This window comes from Pseudomonas sp. PLMAX (assembly GCF_046042685.1).
Classification (GTDB): Bacteria; Pseudomonadota; Gammaproteobacteria; order Pseudomonadales; family Pseudomonadaceae; genus Aquipseudomonas; species Aquipseudomonas putida_AE.
This window is the reverse complement of the sequence record NZ_CP064950.1, coordinates 436734-453572: the sequence shown is the minus strand read 5'-3', so window position 1 is coordinate 453572 and position 16839 is coordinate 436734. Positions and strand designations below refer to the sequence as shown.

Here is a 16839-nt window from a genome sequence, read left to right as displayed (position 1 = left end):
GATGTCGAAAACAAGAAAGCGGCCCGTAGGCCGCTTTGGTAGGGTTCTGATGAGACCTAGGCTAGAGCCTCTTCAAACAGATCTCGCCCGTGGTAGATCGCCAAGGAATCCGGTTTTTCGTCGAAGTACTTGCCGATGATGGTGATCAACTCCGAGTGCGTCAGCACGTAGTTGTCCATCAAGGAGTCAGCAATGATTTGGGTCAGATCTACGTAGCCGGTAAGCACATTTTTACAGTGAAGGTAGAGCGTTACCGAAGAGTCTTTGATCTCTTCCAGGCGAGCTTGGCCAACGTCCGTACCGGCCTTGCCAAGAACCTTCAGATTGAGCTTGGCGTTACTGTAGTAGCCGACCTCGTTATACATTGTGTCCAGCAAGCTGGTTGCTTTGGCGATGTCGTCGCGAGCTCCGGCAGTGACTGAAGCTTCACCGAAAGTTACTTCCTCGTTCGCCACGCCACCGTAAAGCTCCGTCAGGGTATCTTCGTACTCATCCCGGCTGCTGAGCGGCTTGTCCTTGTTCTTGGATAGGACAAAGCCAAGAGCGTTGTGCTGAGAGACAGCCTCGGTCGAAATCTTGATGGTGTCCAAGCGCTCTGGGAGCTTGGTCAGATCACCCTTGATTTTCAAGAGGGTGTTGTGAAGCCTCATGATGAAGTGACCGGCCTCATGGACGGAGATGATACGACGATCTTCTTCCATGCCTTCAGTTGTTGCGCGATCAGTCAAACCAACCGCTACGCGCTCGAAGGCTCTGACCAGGCGATCCTGAGAGATCAGGCTTTTCTCTTGAATCGCGATCAAACTGGCCCGAGAGATCAGGGTATCCAGGGTGGCCGGGCTCATGCCCGCACTGATGGTGGCCAGGTGGTTGAGATTGATGTCGATATCAACCTTCGATGGCGCACGCTTTTCGATCAGTCGCTTGAGCAGCTCAAGACGTTCAGCCTGGTTAGGTAGGCGGAAGTTAATTTTGTGAGGGAAGCGGCGCATCATGGCCGGATCCATCGAGGCGGTTTGCTCGGAGAAGTTGCTTGCGACAATCCAGATGACCTTGGTGTCTTTTGCAACGCCGTCCAGAAGGGACAGGAACGTGTTGGACGTGTCGTTCTCGTGGCGCCGGCGATCTGGGGAATTACGGGCTTTAAGAAGATCTTCAGCCTCGTCCAGGAAGATGATTGCGCCTTCTTTGTGTCGTAGCGCTTTCTTGTAGAGACGCTTCAGTGTCTTCGGGCCGCCCCCGACATAACCGCTCTCCAAACCGGCACCCGAGCCGTAGTAGAGGTTGAGGTTCAGGCGCTTGGCCAAGCAACGCGCCAGCATGGTTTTGCCGCAACCTGCCGGGCCTGTGAACATGAGGTTTTGAGGCTTGTCGATACCGAACTCGGCAAACAGCTTTTTGTTCCGGAGCATCTCCTCAAGCTGCAGAACCTCTTGGACGATATCCTTCATGCCTACGAGGTCATCGAGGTCATCTTTGATGTCTTTCGGGTCAGTCTTCTCCATCTTGTTCGAAAGACTATTGCCCTGAAGGGAAATGATGATCGTGAACACTATGACGAAGATGAGGATCATCGAAACGATCGGCATCAGTGCATCGCCGGCACTCTTGGCCGTTTGCTTCGCAATCTCACCAACCGGGTCATACGGGATGCCCAGCATCTTGCCTACACCGGAAAGGGAGCCGGTTACCCGATAGTCGATATCAGGCTTTGAACCGATCAATTGCTTGAGCACCAGCTCTTGATACTGGTTGTAGGCCTCGTACGACAGCGCAGGGTAGAACAGAACCCGACTGCTGTCAGAGCTCTTGATCAGGATCTGCTTCTCGTTGAAGAGGCTTCCTGCAACAACGACAATCTGGCTGACGTTGTCCAGAGCCTTGCCCTTCATCAGGAAGAGCTCATCAGCGGGACGAATGTCATACGACGCGACGGTTTGATCTGCGGGATCGACTACGGGGTTGTAGTATTTCCAAGCCTCATTGCCTGCCAGGCCAATGGTACCGACCAGCAAGCCTACGGCCAGGGCCTTTAACGCTCTTTTCATGAATGGTGACATTAGGATCTCCAGGAATGCCCGGATTATTCACTGATTCAAGGGGCTGTCAATATATGCGTACCGTTATAGATAGGCTTCAGGGTAGGGTGGCTTAAAGGGAGCCCTGGGAATTTTCAAAAAAGTGGCAAAAAACTGGTTCCATTGGCCCGATATCCTCAGACATACTGCTGATAGGGGTGATAAATATGCATACAAATAGAACATTCAGGCTTGATGACGACGAAGTGGAAGCGATCTTCCTTCGCCTGCAATCCCACCGGTTGCCAGAGGTCTACGACAACAATTCGCTGAAGGATCTTCACGAAGTTCTGGTCTCGGTTTTCAACTCCGACGTCTGGAAGAACCCAAAGCATTACGAGCAGCGCAAGGTATTCATCCAGGCCATTGGCGGGATGAACGGTGCGCCGGCAGACCATCGCAGAGTCTTCCTGGCCCTGGCCGAGGCATCCAACAGCCACGGGGTTGTTGAGTACCTGCACACGCTTGGTTCCAAGGAGCGCGTCTTCCTTAAAGACCACTCCGCGCTGATCACGACCGATGAACTGGCGCAGATGTACCGTGACCAGGGCGCAAGAATGGGCGCAGTCAGCCACTTCCTGAGCCGCGCCGTAACCGCTGGCATGCCAGGCAGTGTTCCAACGCTGTGGAAAGAGATGGTTAAGGCCTTCGATCCAGACGCGAAGTTTAAGGAACGCATGCAGGAAGGGATGGCGACGATGGTCAGGCGCTTTGGTCTGAAGTCTCTGGGCCTCGGTAAAGACGACATGGATCACAAGCCATGGGTCGAGAAGTTCTTCACGACTGAAATCGAGCAAGTCCAGGGTGTCGCGAGTGCTGTTCTTGCGGGTCAGATCGCCAAGAAAAGGATCTCGAAAGAAGATCTCATCGGCGAGTGCCGCGAATTCACATCGAAGATGCGCCTGGTCAACAGCCTCGGCTTCAACATGGAAGACTTTGGGGTCAAAGCGGTTATTCGCTCCGATGAAGCCAAAAAGCCCGCCTACGGGATTGGCTATCAATTGACGCGCTAGGTATCCAGGGGAATAATGGCTCTTTTCACGCTGTGGAGAGGGTCATTTCTTGGCACCTACAATCCGAAAGACCCTGTTGGCCATCTTACTTGCTTCGGCAGTGAGTTCTCCTGCCGTAGCGGCAGACACTACACCCGAAGCCGGCCAAGCCAAACCTGAAAACAGCGCAGCAAAAGACCCCCGAGCTCCTTACTCTGCTGCGCTGTTTCCTCTCATTGAAAAAACTCAGGCAGCCCTGGTCGAAGCGATGATGCCGGTCGAGTCTGCTTTGGCGGATGAGTTGGTCTCCAAAAGCAAAAAATTCCTTGCCGACAAGCAGGTGTACCAACGCTTGGTTGAAATGGCGTATGAACGCGCTAAGGCTGATGACGTCACCGACGCCCCGGACAAGTACGCGAAGCAGTCGCTGGCAGCCCTTACTGCGTCAATCAGGCTTACGCCGGGGGTGATGGGAAGGGACGCGCTGGTTAACCGAGCGAAGCTTATGTCGCAGGTGGCCAAGTTCTACAGCAAGCATGATCCGTCAATGTGTCGCTACATCCCGGCTGACTTCAGCATATTGATGTCGGTTGACGCGCCATGGGTCGCAGAAGTTGATGACACCGTGTTCACCCAGGCCTTGGATGACGAGATCGATGCTACCAAGCGCATGATGGCCGGATCCTTACCGATTGGTGTGAATGACTCTGATGCACAGCTGGTGTTCTCCAAATTCGCCGGAGAATGGCTGGGTGGTCTGGATGCAGAAACCCGGTACCAGATCGGCAGCGCCAAAACGAATGGAAACTATTGCCAGCTATGGAAGTTCATGTTCCTGGACTTCTCCAAGATGGCCGAGACGTTCCCGTCAGCGAGTGACAAGGTGTTACGCCCGATGTTCACCATGATGAGTCGTGGATGGCTTGATGCTGGTCTATGGTCGTATGAAGTGAAAGCCAAGCAGACCATGCATGCAGACAGCGAACAAGGTGATGAATCGTCAGGTGACAATTGAGTCCATCTGTTTGCCTGTGCTGTAATGTAAAGAAAAGGGGTTTCACATGAGCACTACCGCTGAACCGACTTCGCCGACCAAGCAGAATGACATGGCTGGCACCAGTGATGTTCCCGCCAGTACGGATCCCAGCAAGATCGGTGGTGACCTCGCGTCAAATCCAGCGCTCGATGACCTCGCAAAAATGAAAAAGAAACTTGAGGAGGAGCTGGAAGGTTCCGAGCAAGGCGTGGCCGATGCTGCAGAGAACGGTACTGATGTCGATCCTGAAGCCGACAAGAAGACAATCGAAACCACGTCGACGGAAGCCGACCGGTTGCGTTCGATGATGGCTTCCCAGTCGATGCAGGGTATGAATGGTATGAATGGCAAGCTAGGTATGCCTCTGGTTGAGGAAACCATCAAAGCCATCATGCGATTGCTCAAAAAGCTCGTTGATTTCATCACTCGTCGCAAGTCCACTCCGGAGTTCGGCACTGGCGACCCCGCCATGATTGCTGCGGCTAATGGCGCCGTGGCCAAGGTCGATGCTGCCGATGGCGCAGTCAACGACGCGCTTAAGGACGTGAAGAATAACAAGCAGCTTGAGCACGACACCGACAACGAGCTGGATACTCTTTCCCCAGGTGCACCAGGTGGTGCCGGCCCTGGTACTAAGTAAGCAAACCCAGCAAAAGCCCCGCGAGGGGCTTTTGCTTTTGAGAACATCATGACTGATCTCGTTCAAATCCTGGAGTGGACAGGTACCGTCGCCGGCGTGTTCGGTGCGGCACTTGTGGCCAGCAACACGAAGTATTCAGCCTTTGGTTGGATCAGCTTCCTGATCAGTAGCACCTGCATTGCTGGTTACGCTTTCCTGTCACAGGCCCATGGGCTGCTCGTGCTTGAATGCACCTTCATCCTGACCAACCTGCTCGGGTTGTGGCGATGGCTGCTCAGCCCGTACATTGTAAGGAACAGATCACCGAAATAGAGTCCATCATGTCCTGGAACATAACTCAGCATCCTCTGTACGCCCTTGAGATGGAAAAGCTCTACGACAAGCGCATGGGGAACCTGAAAATCAGGACTGATGAGCTTGAGTCGCTGAAGCACCAAAAAGGCGTTGTCACCGCGTTTCAGCGGCAGGCTCCATTCTGGTTGCATCACGGTAAAGCACTGGATCGGGTAGAGAGCTTTCTTCAGGAGCTCTGCGAAAAAGGTCGTTTCGACGAACACAAAGGCTGCATGCAGGTATGGGCTGAAGCCATACACGCCGAGCCAATGAGGTTCTTCGAGAATTTTGACTTCAGGAATCAAAGCGCCCATCGAGAGCGCACGACGAATTTCTCATTCAGCGCGACCGACTCATTCGAGACGCTCAATGGGCTCCTCGCACTTGATCCTGTCCGCTGCCTAAAGGTTCCTGGCCTGTTGTCTGGCAACTGGCTTGCCGGCGCCATGGATCCTGAAAAGCGAGATCTTGCCGTGCTTGGGATATTTTCTGGCTTTACGCGCTATACCAAACACCAGGAGAAGCATGCCCGTCACGATGAACATCGAATAGGTGTTGAACAGCACGGGCACAACATGTTCAGAGACATGGCAAGGTCGATGGGGGATTCCTGGAGTGAAGTGATTGCCATGATTCCCGAGAGCCCGGCCAAAATGTCACCGCACCTGCAGCGGTACTACAGCAAGCTGGTAGGGGAGATGCAATTTTACGATCTACCTCCATTGCCGTTACCGCGCCTGTTCAATTACACGGACAGCCCAGCGCCACGTGAGCTGTTTACGCTCGCATTGAAGACCAAATTGCTTGGTACTCCCCAACACGCCAAGTACTTGGATCGCATCACGTCAATGAAAGGGCCGGATCGATACTCCAGCCCAACAGAACAAAATCACTACATGCGGATGATCCAGAACGAGTACTCGGATGTGAAGCAAATCCGAAACGTGATTATTCCTTACTCAATCGATGCTGACCATATCGAGGAAATGGAAAAACGAGGATTTGCTAAAGAGTACATCAATTCGCTTAAGCTGGAGGAGCGTGAGCACTTGATCGTAAAAGATGCGATTCCTGTGCGTTTACTTGAAAAGTTTACCGACAAGGCCATTAAATTCAGGGTAGACCTGGGTGTCTAGTATTGACACCTGAAAGCATGGTTCCTATCCTCGACCAAAGGATTGCTGGGAATTGTTCCATGTTTGTCGATCATGTGCCGTTGCAAACGTTTGGAACGCTAGAGAAGGCAGAAAAATCTGCCTTTATGCGACAGCTTGTTTCAACTTTAACCGATGATACGTCGTATCAGGCTGTGATGTTCGCTGCCGCCATGCATGACGCCTGGGTCTTCCTGAAGGCATACCTGAAGGTTCCAAAGGCCAGAAACTCGCTTTGGGAGATCATCGACGACATTCAGGCCCAAGCCTTCCGCACTGACCATCTCCATGAGCTCTCAGACGCGCTACCGAAGCGCATGCGCCCCGATGAAGGTTTGAGGGCGCTGATCTTCCCGGTACAGATAAAAAACTGGGAGATGGCGTCTGAGGCCTTCGACAGAGGCGCTATGCCAGGCGAGAACCTGTTTCGAAGGGTTTTCGATGACTACACGCGGGAGCCGAACGAGTTCTCCAAGAAATTCATCCTTCGCGTGGCTAAGAGTCACAAGTTGCCGTGGAAACGAGTATTCAGTTTTCCTGACTACGCCGATGGCTTTGATCTGGTGAAGCGCGCAGATGAAAGCGATATCAGAGGCTACTTTGTCGTTGCGTCCGGGGTGATGACGGCGCCACAGAAGCAGCGCCTTCTCAAAAATACTTCTGACCTGCACCATCTGTTGAAACTTCAGGAACACATGGAGCTTTCAAAAAACTGGCGTAAACACTTATCTCCAGAGATGAAAGTTAAGCTGTTTCAGCATGAACTTGGTGTGTGACCATTTCCTTTATAACTCCCCCGATAAACGGTAGAATGATGTAAAAAAGAAGGGGAGTTGGCCAATGCCGAATGCGGAAATTGAAGAGTGCATCTCGCATTTGATGACACTGTGTTCAAGTCATAAAGTCCCCATGCTCCTTGCTGTCCAGGATACGCCGAGCAGTTACCGCGCTTTGGGTGCAAACGAGCATTTGGCGATGGGTCACCAATTACGCCACATGCGCATGCTGCTCCGGTCAGGTGACATCGACAGCTTCTTGCGAGATCTCATCCGGGAGGCTCAGCACAATGGCCACCAGAGCGTACTCCTCAGAGCGATGGGGATTGCCGAAGATCCGAAGCTGTAAAAGCAAAACCCCGCCAGGCGGGGTTTTTGGTTTTTTGCGCTTCTACACGCTTGGCTGAAGCTCTACAGCTTGCGCCTTCGATTTACGCTTGGCCTTCGGCGAGTTTGCCGCGCTGATCAGTTCATCGATCTCTTCCAGAGTGTGGAATTTGCAGCGCTGCAGCGAGTTTTCAAGCATGTCCTTGCCCAATTTCTTGGAGTGCCAGGTCTCATGCTTTGCGATGGTGCCTACCAGGTGAACAACATCGCCCGCTTTGACGTCAAAGCCACCAGATGCCTTCCACACGAACATGCGATTCTTATCGTCGAACATCGTGATTTTGGTCGTCAGGCCAAATTGACCGTGATCAGCCCATACGCTATCGACCTTGAGGTTTTTCAGGGGGATGCGATCCTTCACGGTGCCGAAGAATTCGTTACCGAGTTCTTGTCCATCCTTGACCTTCGCCTTCTTCGCCATTTGGGTCTGGTAATGGACAATGGTGCTGCCCAATAGACTGGCCTGGCGGGTAGTCAGATGCCCGAACTGCATCAGAGCGCGCATGTTGGCGTAGTAGTCGATATCACGCTTTGTCACGTCGAACTCAGTTTCGCGGAAGAAGTCCTTAACCTTCTCGACCAGCTCGACAGTCTCAGGCGGGTATGAAAACTCGCCGGCCTCTAGGGCATCGAATTTCACGGTAAGCTCGCTGAAGCTTTCCTGCCCGGTGGAGATACCGTGGTCGGCTCTTGTCTGGTACCCGTATTTTGCAGTCTGCAATGCGGCTTCGCACATGAAGGCATCTACGGGTAGAACCGAATGCGCCTGCACAGCAGCAAAATCGATCTCTACGTACTTGTCGACGGCTTCCACCGCCTTCTCGTATGCGGCTTGCCAGATCTTGAAGTTAAAGCCGGTGTAGCCTTCTACGCAGCCACTGCCAACACGTTTCACGCCGTCCGGGGTTTCAAGGGTGTAAATGTAGACCCTCTTCTGATTCCGATTGCAGTGATCGCACAAGCATGGCGCCTCAGCGAGTCGGATTTTCTCATCCTGTTCTGGGGTCAGCTTCGTAAAGGTCTTGTGCTCCATGAACTCGGTCTTGTTATCGATCTTCGTCAATGCGAGAACTTTCACTTCACCAATAGGCGCGGCGACGGCCCTGGAAAGCTCAACCTTCACAACAGGCAGACCGCCGAAGAACATACCTGAGCGGAATTTTCTGATGTGAGGTTCGCCGGCTGTGAGCGAGATCTGCGGAATCTTGGCGGCTTGAAGCTTCTCGTTGATCTTGTCGAGCTTTGCACGCAGCAGGGGCAGGGCACTCTCCAGGATGTACCGCTCTTCGTTCTCTTTCAGCCGCATGATTAGAACCCCATGGTTGGCGTGAAATCGCGTTCACGACGTGTGTTTGGTAGGCAATGCTCGACGAACTGGGAGAAAGCCCCCTTGACCCGGTCGACATGACCGATCACATCGTCAATATCTTTGCTTTGTTTGCTGACCTTGGCCATTTTCTTGTCCGCGCTGAAGGTGATTGCTACTTCACCCATGCCCAGGCTCACGGTACCGCGTCCTTCTGAGCAAATGTGCTCGATCTGGCGCCTGATATCGCGGCGCTCTGCGGCAGTACCAGCGAACCCACGGATCTTCTCATTGAGGGCGTACACGCCATCGGCGAACAAATGACGGTAAATGTCATTTGGATTAACCTTGTACTTGCCGGCACGGTCAAGCCATACCTGGTTCGTCGCAGGGTCAAACGTGTCGTTGAGCACGCACGTCTCGTATGCCAATTCAGCCAGGCTGATCGTGCTAAACCCAAGCAGGCGCTGCTTGTAGTCGCTCAGGTGCTCCCGGATCGTGTGTCCATCGACCTTCTCAAGCTCCAGCCGCTTCCCTTCGTCATCAACCAGGGCATTGACGATGTCGTCCCGAGGGATGGATTTAGGGATGGTCAGATAAAGTTCTTCGAGAACCTCCTGGGGCAGTGCTTTGAGGCTGGTCATTATGGTGTCCTGAATGCGATATCTTACAGTTTAGGTATGGATTTGTAGCTGCCGCAATACTTATTGATGATTAAATTGCGCCACACGCATACTGGTAGAAATCTTTTGGATAACAGGTGTTTAGATGACGCTCGAATTTGAGTTTGATGGCCACGAGATGATCATCGAAGATCCGATGTGCTCGCAATCGTGGGTGACCGGCTTGGCCCCATTTATCGACGCTTATGCGCAAGATAAGTACGGTCTTCGCTTTGAGCATATCGATCACGATCTCGACCAGAAAAAGCTGAGGACGCTGGCTGATGGCGTTGGTGAAGCCTTGGCGCAGTATCGCAAGGACGCTCGGGAAGCCATCAGCAGCGACACACCTTACACACAGTGGAAGGATGTCTTGGGGGATGCGCTTGCGTTAGCTCTGAATGGAGAGGACTGTGAGCACAATGAGCATGACTATGCCCTATACGAGGACACCGATTTCACAAAGCTCTATGAAGCGATTGACGAGGCAATGGAGGAGCATGATGGCCCAGTCGCTGACATTGACGAGCTCTTTGATGAAGTCCGCTCCGTTACCAGGGAGAAAATGGAAGGACACGACTGGTCGACGGTTTACGATGCCATTGGCAAGCTGCAGATCCCTATGCTGTTCGTTCCTGGGTACACACCAGGAAAAGACGGTCTTTCGGACTTCGACATTTCCGCTGAAGAAATTCAAGACTGCAAGAATCCCGGTCGTGGTGAGCAGGCTTTATTGAACCTGCTGCGAGTATCGATTCCTGATTTCATGGAGTTCAAGGGGTTCGACCACCGCAATAGCGAGCTGATGGATGCCTGGATCTCCGGAATCAAAGATCCGACGCTTGACCCAGCTATCAATGCACTTGGGCCTGTGTTCAAAGACCTCAGCGAACTGGATGATTTCTTTGATAACGCGGGTGGGAATGGTGGGGTACTTCCTTGCTGGGTCGGCACGTTGACCCCCAATGACCTGAAAACCATCGACCCTCTCTCGGATAACGTGCTGACAGGTGGTCTGATCAGTTTAAACGAGTGGTTCAACGGATCCGCTTCTGTTGAGGGCCTAGGCGAATCTGTTGTCTTGCTGAGTGGGGACTGGGTGTTATCCAGTGAGCACGGCAAGTCCTTGGAAGACACTTGTGGCCTGACCAAATCTTCTCTCGTGGGCAGCATCAAAGCAGTACCCGAAGTGAAGGTGACCAAAGAGCTGGAACCCCTGGAATTCTCGCTATAACAGAGCGGTGTCGGCTCTGGTTGATTGACAATTGTTGCTCAATGTTTGAATTGCTCTAGAATGGTTGTCATAGAAATGAACCCCACCTGCGACCCTGGTGGGGATCCCTTAGTTAATGGGCGGTTTATGTACGATTTTCAGCTTTTGGATCGGGCACTCTCAAAGGTTTTTCACCCTAATGACCCGGTGGTCTTGGACGAGGAGGCTTTTGATAATCTGATCGATCCTATGCTGCAAAAGCGCACCTGCAAGGAAAACGTTCAGGCTTACCTTTCCAGCGGCAGCACCTCTCCACGTATCCTGGCAATGCTGATCTACAGTGCCGCTGGCAACCAGCAGCTGATTGACTGGGTCGAAGAGAAGGGCATGCCGGTCAGGTTGCTCTACAGCTGCATGATTTTTGACGGTGCAGCATGGGTGCAGTTGGACGCACCGATCCGGGCAGCGTTGGCAGAGCGTATCGTTACGGGCGGGGAAAAGTGGGATTTCGATCCTGCTGAGTTCCTCCAGGGTGTAGCACCAAGCAACGCCTTTCCTGGTGCCCTCGATCTCCTGGTAAAGCGTCTGAGAGCCCAGGGGAACGTGACCCAGGTCTATCGCCACCTCCCGCTTGAAACCATCGCGCTTTACCTGGAAACCCAGCCAAGCCTCTTTCAGCCTGAGATCGACGCCCTGTCCGACGACATTCGCGCCCTGATCAACCCTGACTATTACTTCGAAGACCTGACGAAGTGTCTAATCAGACAAAACATGGAGCGCACTGAGGCGATTGCCAAGGTGCTGGGCAGTAAGCTTTAAGCGATAGCCAAGGCCGCTGGCCTTGGAGTTACGACCTCTCTACACACCAAGATCTTGCGTAAACGACTTCCCATTCCGCCGCAGCAGTGCAGGCGGGATGGCAATCGCTAGCTCATTTAGCGCCATGGTCAGGTCTGCCGGGTGTTTGAAGACTTTGTTCAAGCCGGTTACCAATGCAGCATCCTTGTATGGCTTAAGCCTCCCCCTCAGATCCTCCGTCGTCATCAAGCCATTCGCTCGCTTGAGCATGCACAGGTTGAAGTGCACTTCTGGATGGCTCCTATACCCCTCCAACCTCTCAATCAGTGGACGCAGCGCGGTATTGCCATGCAGCTTTGGGTTCATCAGTGCCTGGGAAACATAGAGTGCCGCCCGCGTGGCAAGCTCACCGCTGCAGGTTTGCGCCAAGGTCAGAATAAGGGAAGGGTGGTGACAGAGGTGTTTTGCAGTCAAAGGCCGCGCTGGAGCATCGATGAGCTTTTCCAGGATAGAGGCGAGAGGACGCAACGCAGCTAACCGGGCAATCGTGATCCTTCCGTCGTAGACGGCCTCTGTGAAGTCCAAATCGCGTGGCTTAAGCCATTCAAGCGTGCCAAGGGCATCGGCAAACTCATTTTGCACCTGACTCTCAGAGAGCTTGTGCTTTTCCCTGAGCATTGAGCGAATCTGCTTGAAAGCCGTCTTGCCGGCCAGGCAGCGCAAACCAACCGCACGCTTGATAGCCAACGCCTGGTCAGGGGTGAACGCGTCTTTACTTGTCTGGTAGTGGTCGTAGACAGCCCTTATCTTAAAGCCGTGACGGCTTACCTCGTCTGTGAGCTCTTCAAGGGCTGTTGAAATGTCCTTGAGAGTCAAGAAAGCGCTATCGTCCCTAATGACCAGTTCCTTCTGGAGATATTGGGCTTCGCGTTCGCTTAAGCCAGCGATGAATCCCACGGAGTCAGCGGCCAGCGCAGCACCGTCACGTTCAGCCTGCTCATGACATTGCGACCTGGTAGGGGAGTGCATAAGCCGATGGGAGTTGAGCAGGTATTGGATTTGCTCGAAATACTGCTGATCGTGGATGTTGCTCACTGCCCAGCTGATCGCGTCGTGCTCAAGCTTCACCAAGAGCGCGGGAAGCTCCGTCCTTCAGGGCGGTGAGGGATAGCGCACACCGCGAAGCGGTGATATGCTTGACCTGTATATCCAAACAGTATTAATGATGAAGCGACTTCAGGCATACAAATTCAGGCTAGAGCCAACCGGAGAACAGCGTATTTTGCTACGCAAGTTCGCTGGCTGCGTTCGCGTGGTTTGGAATAAGGGCCTGGCGCTTCAGCAATCTCTCCACAACGAAGGTCAGAAGAAACTGGGCTATGCCGGCCTTTGCAAAGAATTGACCACTTGGCGCAACAGCTCAGAAACGCCCTGGCTCGCCGAAGCTTCTGTCGACATAGAGCAACAAATACTCAAGGATCTGGAGCGGGCCTACACCAATTTCTTCGAAAAACGTGCAGATTTTCCGCGCTTCAAAAAGAAAGGTGCCCGCGACAGTTTTCGTTTTCCTCAACCGAAATCGATCAAGCTTGACCAGGTTTCTGAGCGTATCTGCCTGCCGAAACTGGGCTGGTTGCGCTATCGCAAAAGCCAGAAGGTCGAAGGCTTGGTCAAGAACTGCACCGTCAGCCTCAAGGCCGGTCATTGGTACGTCTCGATCCAAACAGAGCGAGCGGTGTCGCAGGTGCGCCACCCATCCGCGACAGCGGTGGGTATCGACGTCGGCATCGAACGTTTCGCTACCTTGTGGGATGGGCATGCCGAACAGGTTGTGCAGCCTCTGAATAGTTTCAAAAAGCATGAGCGCCGCCTGGCCAAAGCCCAACGCCAGATGAGCCGCAAGGTGAAATTCAGCAGTAACTGGAAACTGGCGAAAGCCCGCGTTCAGAGGATCCACAACCAGATCGCCAACGTGCGCAACGACTTCCTTCACAAGATGTCCCACAGCATCAGCAAAAACCACGCGCTGCTGTGTGTCGAAGACCTGAAGATCAACAACATGAGTCGGTCTGCCAGTGGCACCCTGGAAGAACCGGGGCGCAATGTCCGAGCCAAATCTGGCCTGAACAAAGCGATCCTGGATCAGGGCTGGGGCGAATTTGACCGTCAGCTGGATTACAAGTCGGCCTGGCAAGGCGGTTGGCTGGTGGCGGTACCACCGGCGAATACCAGCCGGAAATGTCCGGTCTGCGAGCACATCAGTGCCGACAATCGAAAAAGCCAGAGCCTGTTTCTCTGCGTGGCCTGCGGCCACACCGAGAATGCTGATTTGGTTGCGGCGAAGAACATCCGTGAGCGCGGATTGAAACCGTTCAAAGGTCAGGACATTGGCCAGATAATCTGTGAAGTGAACGGCGCTGTCAGGCCGTCAGCAGCAGGAACCCATCGAAGCGAGCAGGCCGCGCAAGCAGCCTGACGCCGTAGAGAATCCCCCTCCTTTCCGCCAATAGGCGGCGACCAACAGGTCGAGGTGGGGGAGGATGTCAATGCCATCAAGGCAGTGCCCTCTTGGGTTGCGAGATGCTTGATCTCGGCAAAGCTTTCGTCTGTGGGTCTGACCTCAGACCCGTCGCGTCCCCCGGCGAACAGGACGCCGCTGAATAAGAGTTTGTTGTAGACGACATATTTACCGTTTTCCATCCTGCGGTTGGGTCTGATGCTGGTCATTGCCTGTCCTCGAATGCTCTACTTTCGATGATATCAGCAGCCAAGCGAAAAAATTAATAGATCATCTATTGACGGTCGGGCAATACATGATTATAGTTCCGTCCATGGGGTCGTTTTGGATTCGACGCCGGTGATGAAACTTTAGGTGCATGCCGAGTTGGTAACAGAACTCGTAAATCCACTGTTGCAACTTCTTATAGTTGCCAATGACAATACCTTCGAGGGTGCCCGTCTCGCTGCCTAACGGTAGCTGACACGCCCTTCTGGCTACTTCGGTGCCAGCGATCACTAGGGGATGCCTGTAAACCCGAAGTGATCGTCATGCAGAACAGGATCGCCACCCGAGTACGTTGCGGACAACGGGGCTAAAAAGTACGTAACTCGTCCAAAGCACCCTGCCAATCGGGCGGCTGCGGATTAACTTAGTAGACATGGCTACGCATGTAGTACCGACAGCGGAGTACTGGCGGACGGGGGTTCAAATCCCCCCGACTCCACCAAAATTCAACAAACTAGGCGTCCGCAAGGCGCCTTTTTTGTTTCCGCCCGATAACAAATGGCTGATCTCAAGAGATTCCGAAATATGAGTAAGGAAACACAGCAGTCCATGATCGCGCAGAACCGTAAGGCTCGACACGATTACACCATTGAGCAGACCTTTGAAGCAGGCATCCAGCTAGAGGGCTGGGAAGTCAAAAGCATCCGCGCCAACAAGGTGCAGATCGTCGACTGCTACGTAGTGCTCAAGCACGGCGAGGCGTTTCTGATCGGTTGCAGCATTCAGCCGCTTCAGACCGCCAGCACGCATGTGGAAACCGATCCACTGCGCACTCGCAAGCTCCTGCTGAACCGCAAAGAGCTGGATCGCATCGTCTCCGCCGTAGAACAACGCGGAAACGCGTGTGTGGCGCTCTCGCTTCAGTGGAAAGGGCACGTGGTAAAAGCAACCATCGGCCTGGCCAAGGGCAAGAAGAACCACGACAAGCGTGACACCGAGAAGGCGCGGGATGCTGCAAAGCAGATTGAGCAAGCCACCAAGATGGCCCGTAAGGGTTAAGGGGCTTTTCGATGAGTGAGGACGTTGCCGGCACACCGATAAGTCAGGTCTTGGGCCTTGTCAAAGAAGCCGTGGGCATGCTCTTCACTGACGGCTTGTGGATGACTGCCGAAGTGTTGATGGTGGGTAACGGCAAACACCGTTACCTCGAGCTCGTCGAGTATGACGCTAACCGGAGGGAAGTCGCCAAAGGGCGCGGCACCATCTGGGAGAAGAACGTCAATCTGCTGGCCAAGTTCGAAAAGGTAACTGGCCGGCCCCTTACCAAGGGCATGAAGATTCTGTTCAAGGCCCGCCCGACGTTCCATCCAATCTATGGGTTGTCACTTGATATCCAGGACATAAATCCTACCTTCACCGTTGGTGACATGGAGGCCCGTCTCAATGAATTTCGTGCCAGCCTGAAAGCCAAAGGTGAATGGGATCTGAACCGCAGTCTCAAAAGCCCCGTTGAATTCTGCCGCCTGGCAGTCATCGCCCCGGCTGAGGCTGCGGGTCTTGGTGACTTCAGGATCGGCGCCGACAAGCTTCAGTCTCTAGGGTTGTGTGAGTTTCACTACTTCCCATCGGCCTTCCAGGGTAACAACGTAGGCGACCAAATCATTGGTCAGTTGGTCAAAATCTTGGAAATCCACAAGACGGTAGAACCCTTCGACGCCGTAGTGCTGATTCGTGGCGGGGGCGACAAAGCCGGGCTCTATCAGCTCAATGAACTGCGCCTGTGCAGGGCTATCTGCAGATTTCCTGTTCCAATCATGGTCGGCATTGGCCACGAGAGGGACAAGGTACTCATCGACGAAGTCGCAAATCACAGCTTCGCCACACCAAGCCTTCTGGGTGCTCATATCAGCACCACGATCATACGGAACGCGCAACGAGCGAAGGCCGATTTCCAGAAGCTACTCTCCCTGGCCAACCTGGTGGTTACCCGCTCGAAGTCAGAATGCCAAATGCTGCGAAGCTTGTTGGTGTCAAAGGCTACCCGCCAACTGGAGCAGGCCAAGGCCCAGGTGAATGCCAAGCACGTTGCATTAGTCAACGGCGCCACAAAGTCGGTTAATCATGCTGACGCCCAGGTAAAAGATCTGGCGCGTACGCTCAGCCATCGTGCTCACACGGTCACAAAGCTCCACAGGGACACGATCAACCGCTTGCGTGAGGATCTGTTCCGGAATGCGAGAGCGAGCCTTACAGAGGCTCAGAGGAACGTTGAGAGGAACGCAGCGTTTCTAAGGGGCATCAACCCGGTCGAGATCCTCGCCAGGGGCTACGGGTTCGTAAAAACCGAAGAGAAGTACATTCGTAACGTATCAGACCTGAGTGTCGGAGATCACCTTGACGTGACCCTGCATGACGGCACCATCAGTGTTGAAGTAAAGGCGGTCAAGCATGAGCAAAAGTGAAGATTACATGAGCCACCTCAATCGATTGAGCGCCGGCGTCGAGCAGCTCGGTGCGATTGAGCAAGATATCGATAAGGTATTGCCACTCGTACAAGAGGGATTCGAAAGCCTCAAGTATTTGAGCGAAAGGATCAAGGCGGTAGAAGAGGGCGTGGCTGTGCTGGACTCCCTTTTCCAATAATCCTGCCAAAATTCACTGAGAAGCCCGTCGCCCACAAAGTAGCGCCGGGCGATATTCCGAGCTTTTGATTGTGACCATTCCCAGACGGGTCGGCGG

17 protein-coding genes and 1 other RNA gene are annotated in these 16839 nt (G+C 53.5%); 14 read left to right on the top strand and 4 right to left on the bottom strand.

Features of this window, described 5'->3' with window-relative positions:
• Nucleotides 1–56 precede the first annotated feature (56 nt).
• The gene (locus DKB71_RS34975) at nucleotides 57–2060 is read right to left on the bottom strand and encodes an AAA family ATPase (RefSeq protein WP_408602284.1); all 2004 of its coding nucleotides are present in this window, start codon (nucleotides 2058–2060) and stop codon (nucleotides 57–59) included.
• Nucleotides 2061–2245: 185 nt separating this feature from the next.
• Between DKB71_RS34975 and DKB71_RS34970 the strand changes: the two genes are divergently transcribed.
• The 7 genes from DKB71_RS34970 (at nucleotide 2246) to DKB71_RS34940 (ending at nucleotide 7358) form a co-directional block, all read left to right on the top strand.
• The gene (locus DKB71_RS34970; RefSeq protein ID WP_408602283.1) at nucleotides 2246–3091 is read left to right on the top strand and encodes a hypothetical protein; all 846 of its coding nucleotides are present in this window, start codon (nucleotides 2246–2248) and stop codon (nucleotides 3089–3091) included.
• Nucleotides 3092–3167: 76 nt separating this feature from the next.
• Nucleotides 3168–4085: a hypothetical protein gene (locus tag DKB71_RS34965; protein ID WP_408602282.1), complete on the top strand. Its 918-nt coding sequence runs from the start codon at nucleotides 3168–3170 to the stop codon at nucleotides 4083–4085.
• Between the two features lie 46 nt (nucleotides 4086–4131).
• Nucleotides 4132–4746: a hypothetical protein gene (locus DKB71_RS34960; protein ID WP_408602281.1), complete on the top strand. Its 615-nt coding sequence runs from the start codon at nucleotides 4132–4134 to the stop codon at nucleotides 4744–4746.
• A 48-nt stretch (nucleotides 4747–4794) separates the two neighbouring features.
• The gene (locus DKB71_RS34955) at nucleotides 4795–5058 is read left to right on the top strand and encodes a hypothetical protein (protein ID WP_408602280.1); all 264 of its coding nucleotides are present in this window, start codon (nucleotides 4795–4797) and stop codon (nucleotides 5056–5058) included.
• Between the two features lie 8 nt (nucleotides 5059–5066).
• On the top strand, nucleotides 5067–6215 hold the full coding sequence (locus DKB71_RS34950; RefSeq protein ID WP_408602279.1) for a hypothetical protein: 1149 nt from the start codon (nucleotides 5067–5069) through the stop codon (nucleotides 6213–6215).
• A gap of 59 nt (nucleotides 6216–6274) precedes the next feature.
• Complete coding sequence (locus tag DKB71_RS34945) at nucleotides 6275–7009, top strand: hypothetical protein (protein ID WP_408602278.1); 735 nt, start codon at nucleotides 6275–6277, stop codon at nucleotides 7007–7009.
• A 64-nt stretch (nucleotides 7010–7073) separates the two neighbouring features.
• On the top strand, nucleotides 7074–7358 hold the full coding sequence (locus DKB71_RS34940; protein ID WP_408602277.1) for a hypothetical protein: 285 nt from the start codon (nucleotides 7074–7076) through the stop codon (nucleotides 7356–7358).
• Nucleotides 7359–7400: 42 nt separating this feature from the next.
• Here the strand turns inward: DKB71_RS34940 and DKB71_RS34935 are convergent, their stop codons facing one another.
• Both DKB71_RS34935 and DKB71_RS34930 read right to left on the bottom strand, forming a co-directional pair.
• Nucleotides 7401–8702 (bottom strand): hypothetical protein, encoded by a 1302-nt coding sequence (locus tag DKB71_RS34935; protein WP_408602276.1) that lies wholly within the window; start codon nucleotides 8700–8702, stop codon nucleotides 7401–7403.
• 2 nt (nucleotides 8703–8704) lie between these two features.
• Nucleotides 8705–9346, bottom strand: a complete 642-nt coding sequence (locus DKB71_RS34930; RefSeq protein ID WP_408602275.1) for a hypothetical protein — start codon at nucleotides 9344–9346, stop codon at nucleotides 8705–8707.
• A 124-nt stretch (nucleotides 9347–9470) separates the two neighbouring features.
• Here DKB71_RS34930 and DKB71_RS34925 point away from each other — a divergent pair, with 124 nt between their 5' ends.
• Nucleotides 9471–10598, top strand: coding sequence for a hypothetical protein (locus tag DKB71_RS34925; RefSeq protein WP_408602274.1), 1128 nt, complete (start codon nucleotides 9471–9473; stop codon nucleotides 10596–10598).
• 126 nt (nucleotides 10599–10724) lie between these two features.
• A complete protein-coding gene (locus tag DKB71_RS34920) occupies nucleotides 10725–11396 on the top strand; it encodes a hypothetical protein (protein WP_408602273.1) in 672 nt (223 codons plus the stop codon).
• A gap of 39 nt (nucleotides 11397–11435) precedes the next feature.
• On the opposite strand, the gene DKB71_RS34915 is transcribed toward DKB71_RS34920, so the two are convergent.
• Nucleotides 11436–12506, bottom strand: a complete 1071-nt coding sequence (locus tag DKB71_RS34915) for a hypothetical protein (protein ID WP_408602272.1) — start codon at nucleotides 12504–12506, stop codon at nucleotides 11436–11438.
• A 94-nt stretch (nucleotides 12507–12600) separates the two neighbouring features.
• Between DKB71_RS34915 and DKB71_RS34910 the strand changes: the two genes are divergently transcribed.
• The 5 genes from DKB71_RS34910 to DKB71_RS34890 all read left to right on the top strand — a co-directional run bounded on the left by DKB71_RS34910 (nucleotide 12601) and on the right by DKB71_RS34890 (nucleotide 16743).
• Nucleotides 12601–13851, top strand: coding sequence for an RNA-guided endonuclease InsQ/TnpB family protein (locus tag DKB71_RS34910; protein ID WP_408602307.1), 1251 nt, complete (start codon nucleotides 12601–12603; stop codon nucleotides 13849–13851).
• A 357-nt stretch (nucleotides 13852–14208) separates the two neighbouring features.
• Nucleotides 14209–14602, top strand: a transfer-messenger RNA (tmRNA) gene (gene ssrA / locus DKB71_RS34905).
• A gap of 83 nt (nucleotides 14603–14685) precedes the next feature.
• Nucleotides 14686–15159 carry an SsrA-binding protein SmpB gene (gene smpB / locus DKB71_RS34900; RefSeq protein ID WP_408602322.1) on the top strand — a complete coding sequence of 158 codons (474 nt, stop codon included), beginning with the start codon at nucleotides 14686–14688 and terminating at the stop codon, nucleotides 15157–15159.
• A gap of 11 nt (nucleotides 15160–15170) precedes the next feature.
• Entirely contained in the window at nucleotides 15171–16562 is a 1392-nt protein-coding gene (locus DKB71_RS34895) for an exodeoxyribonuclease VII large subunit (protein ID WP_408602271.1), read from the top strand.
• Nucleotides 16549–16743 (top strand): hypothetical protein, encoded by a 195-nt coding sequence (locus DKB71_RS34890; RefSeq protein ID WP_408602270.1) that lies wholly within the window; start codon nucleotides 16549–16551, stop codon nucleotides 16741–16743. The genes DKB71_RS34895 and DKB71_RS34890 overlap by 14 nt, the downstream gene beginning before the upstream one ends.
• Nucleotides 16744–16839: the final 96 nt, after the last annotated feature.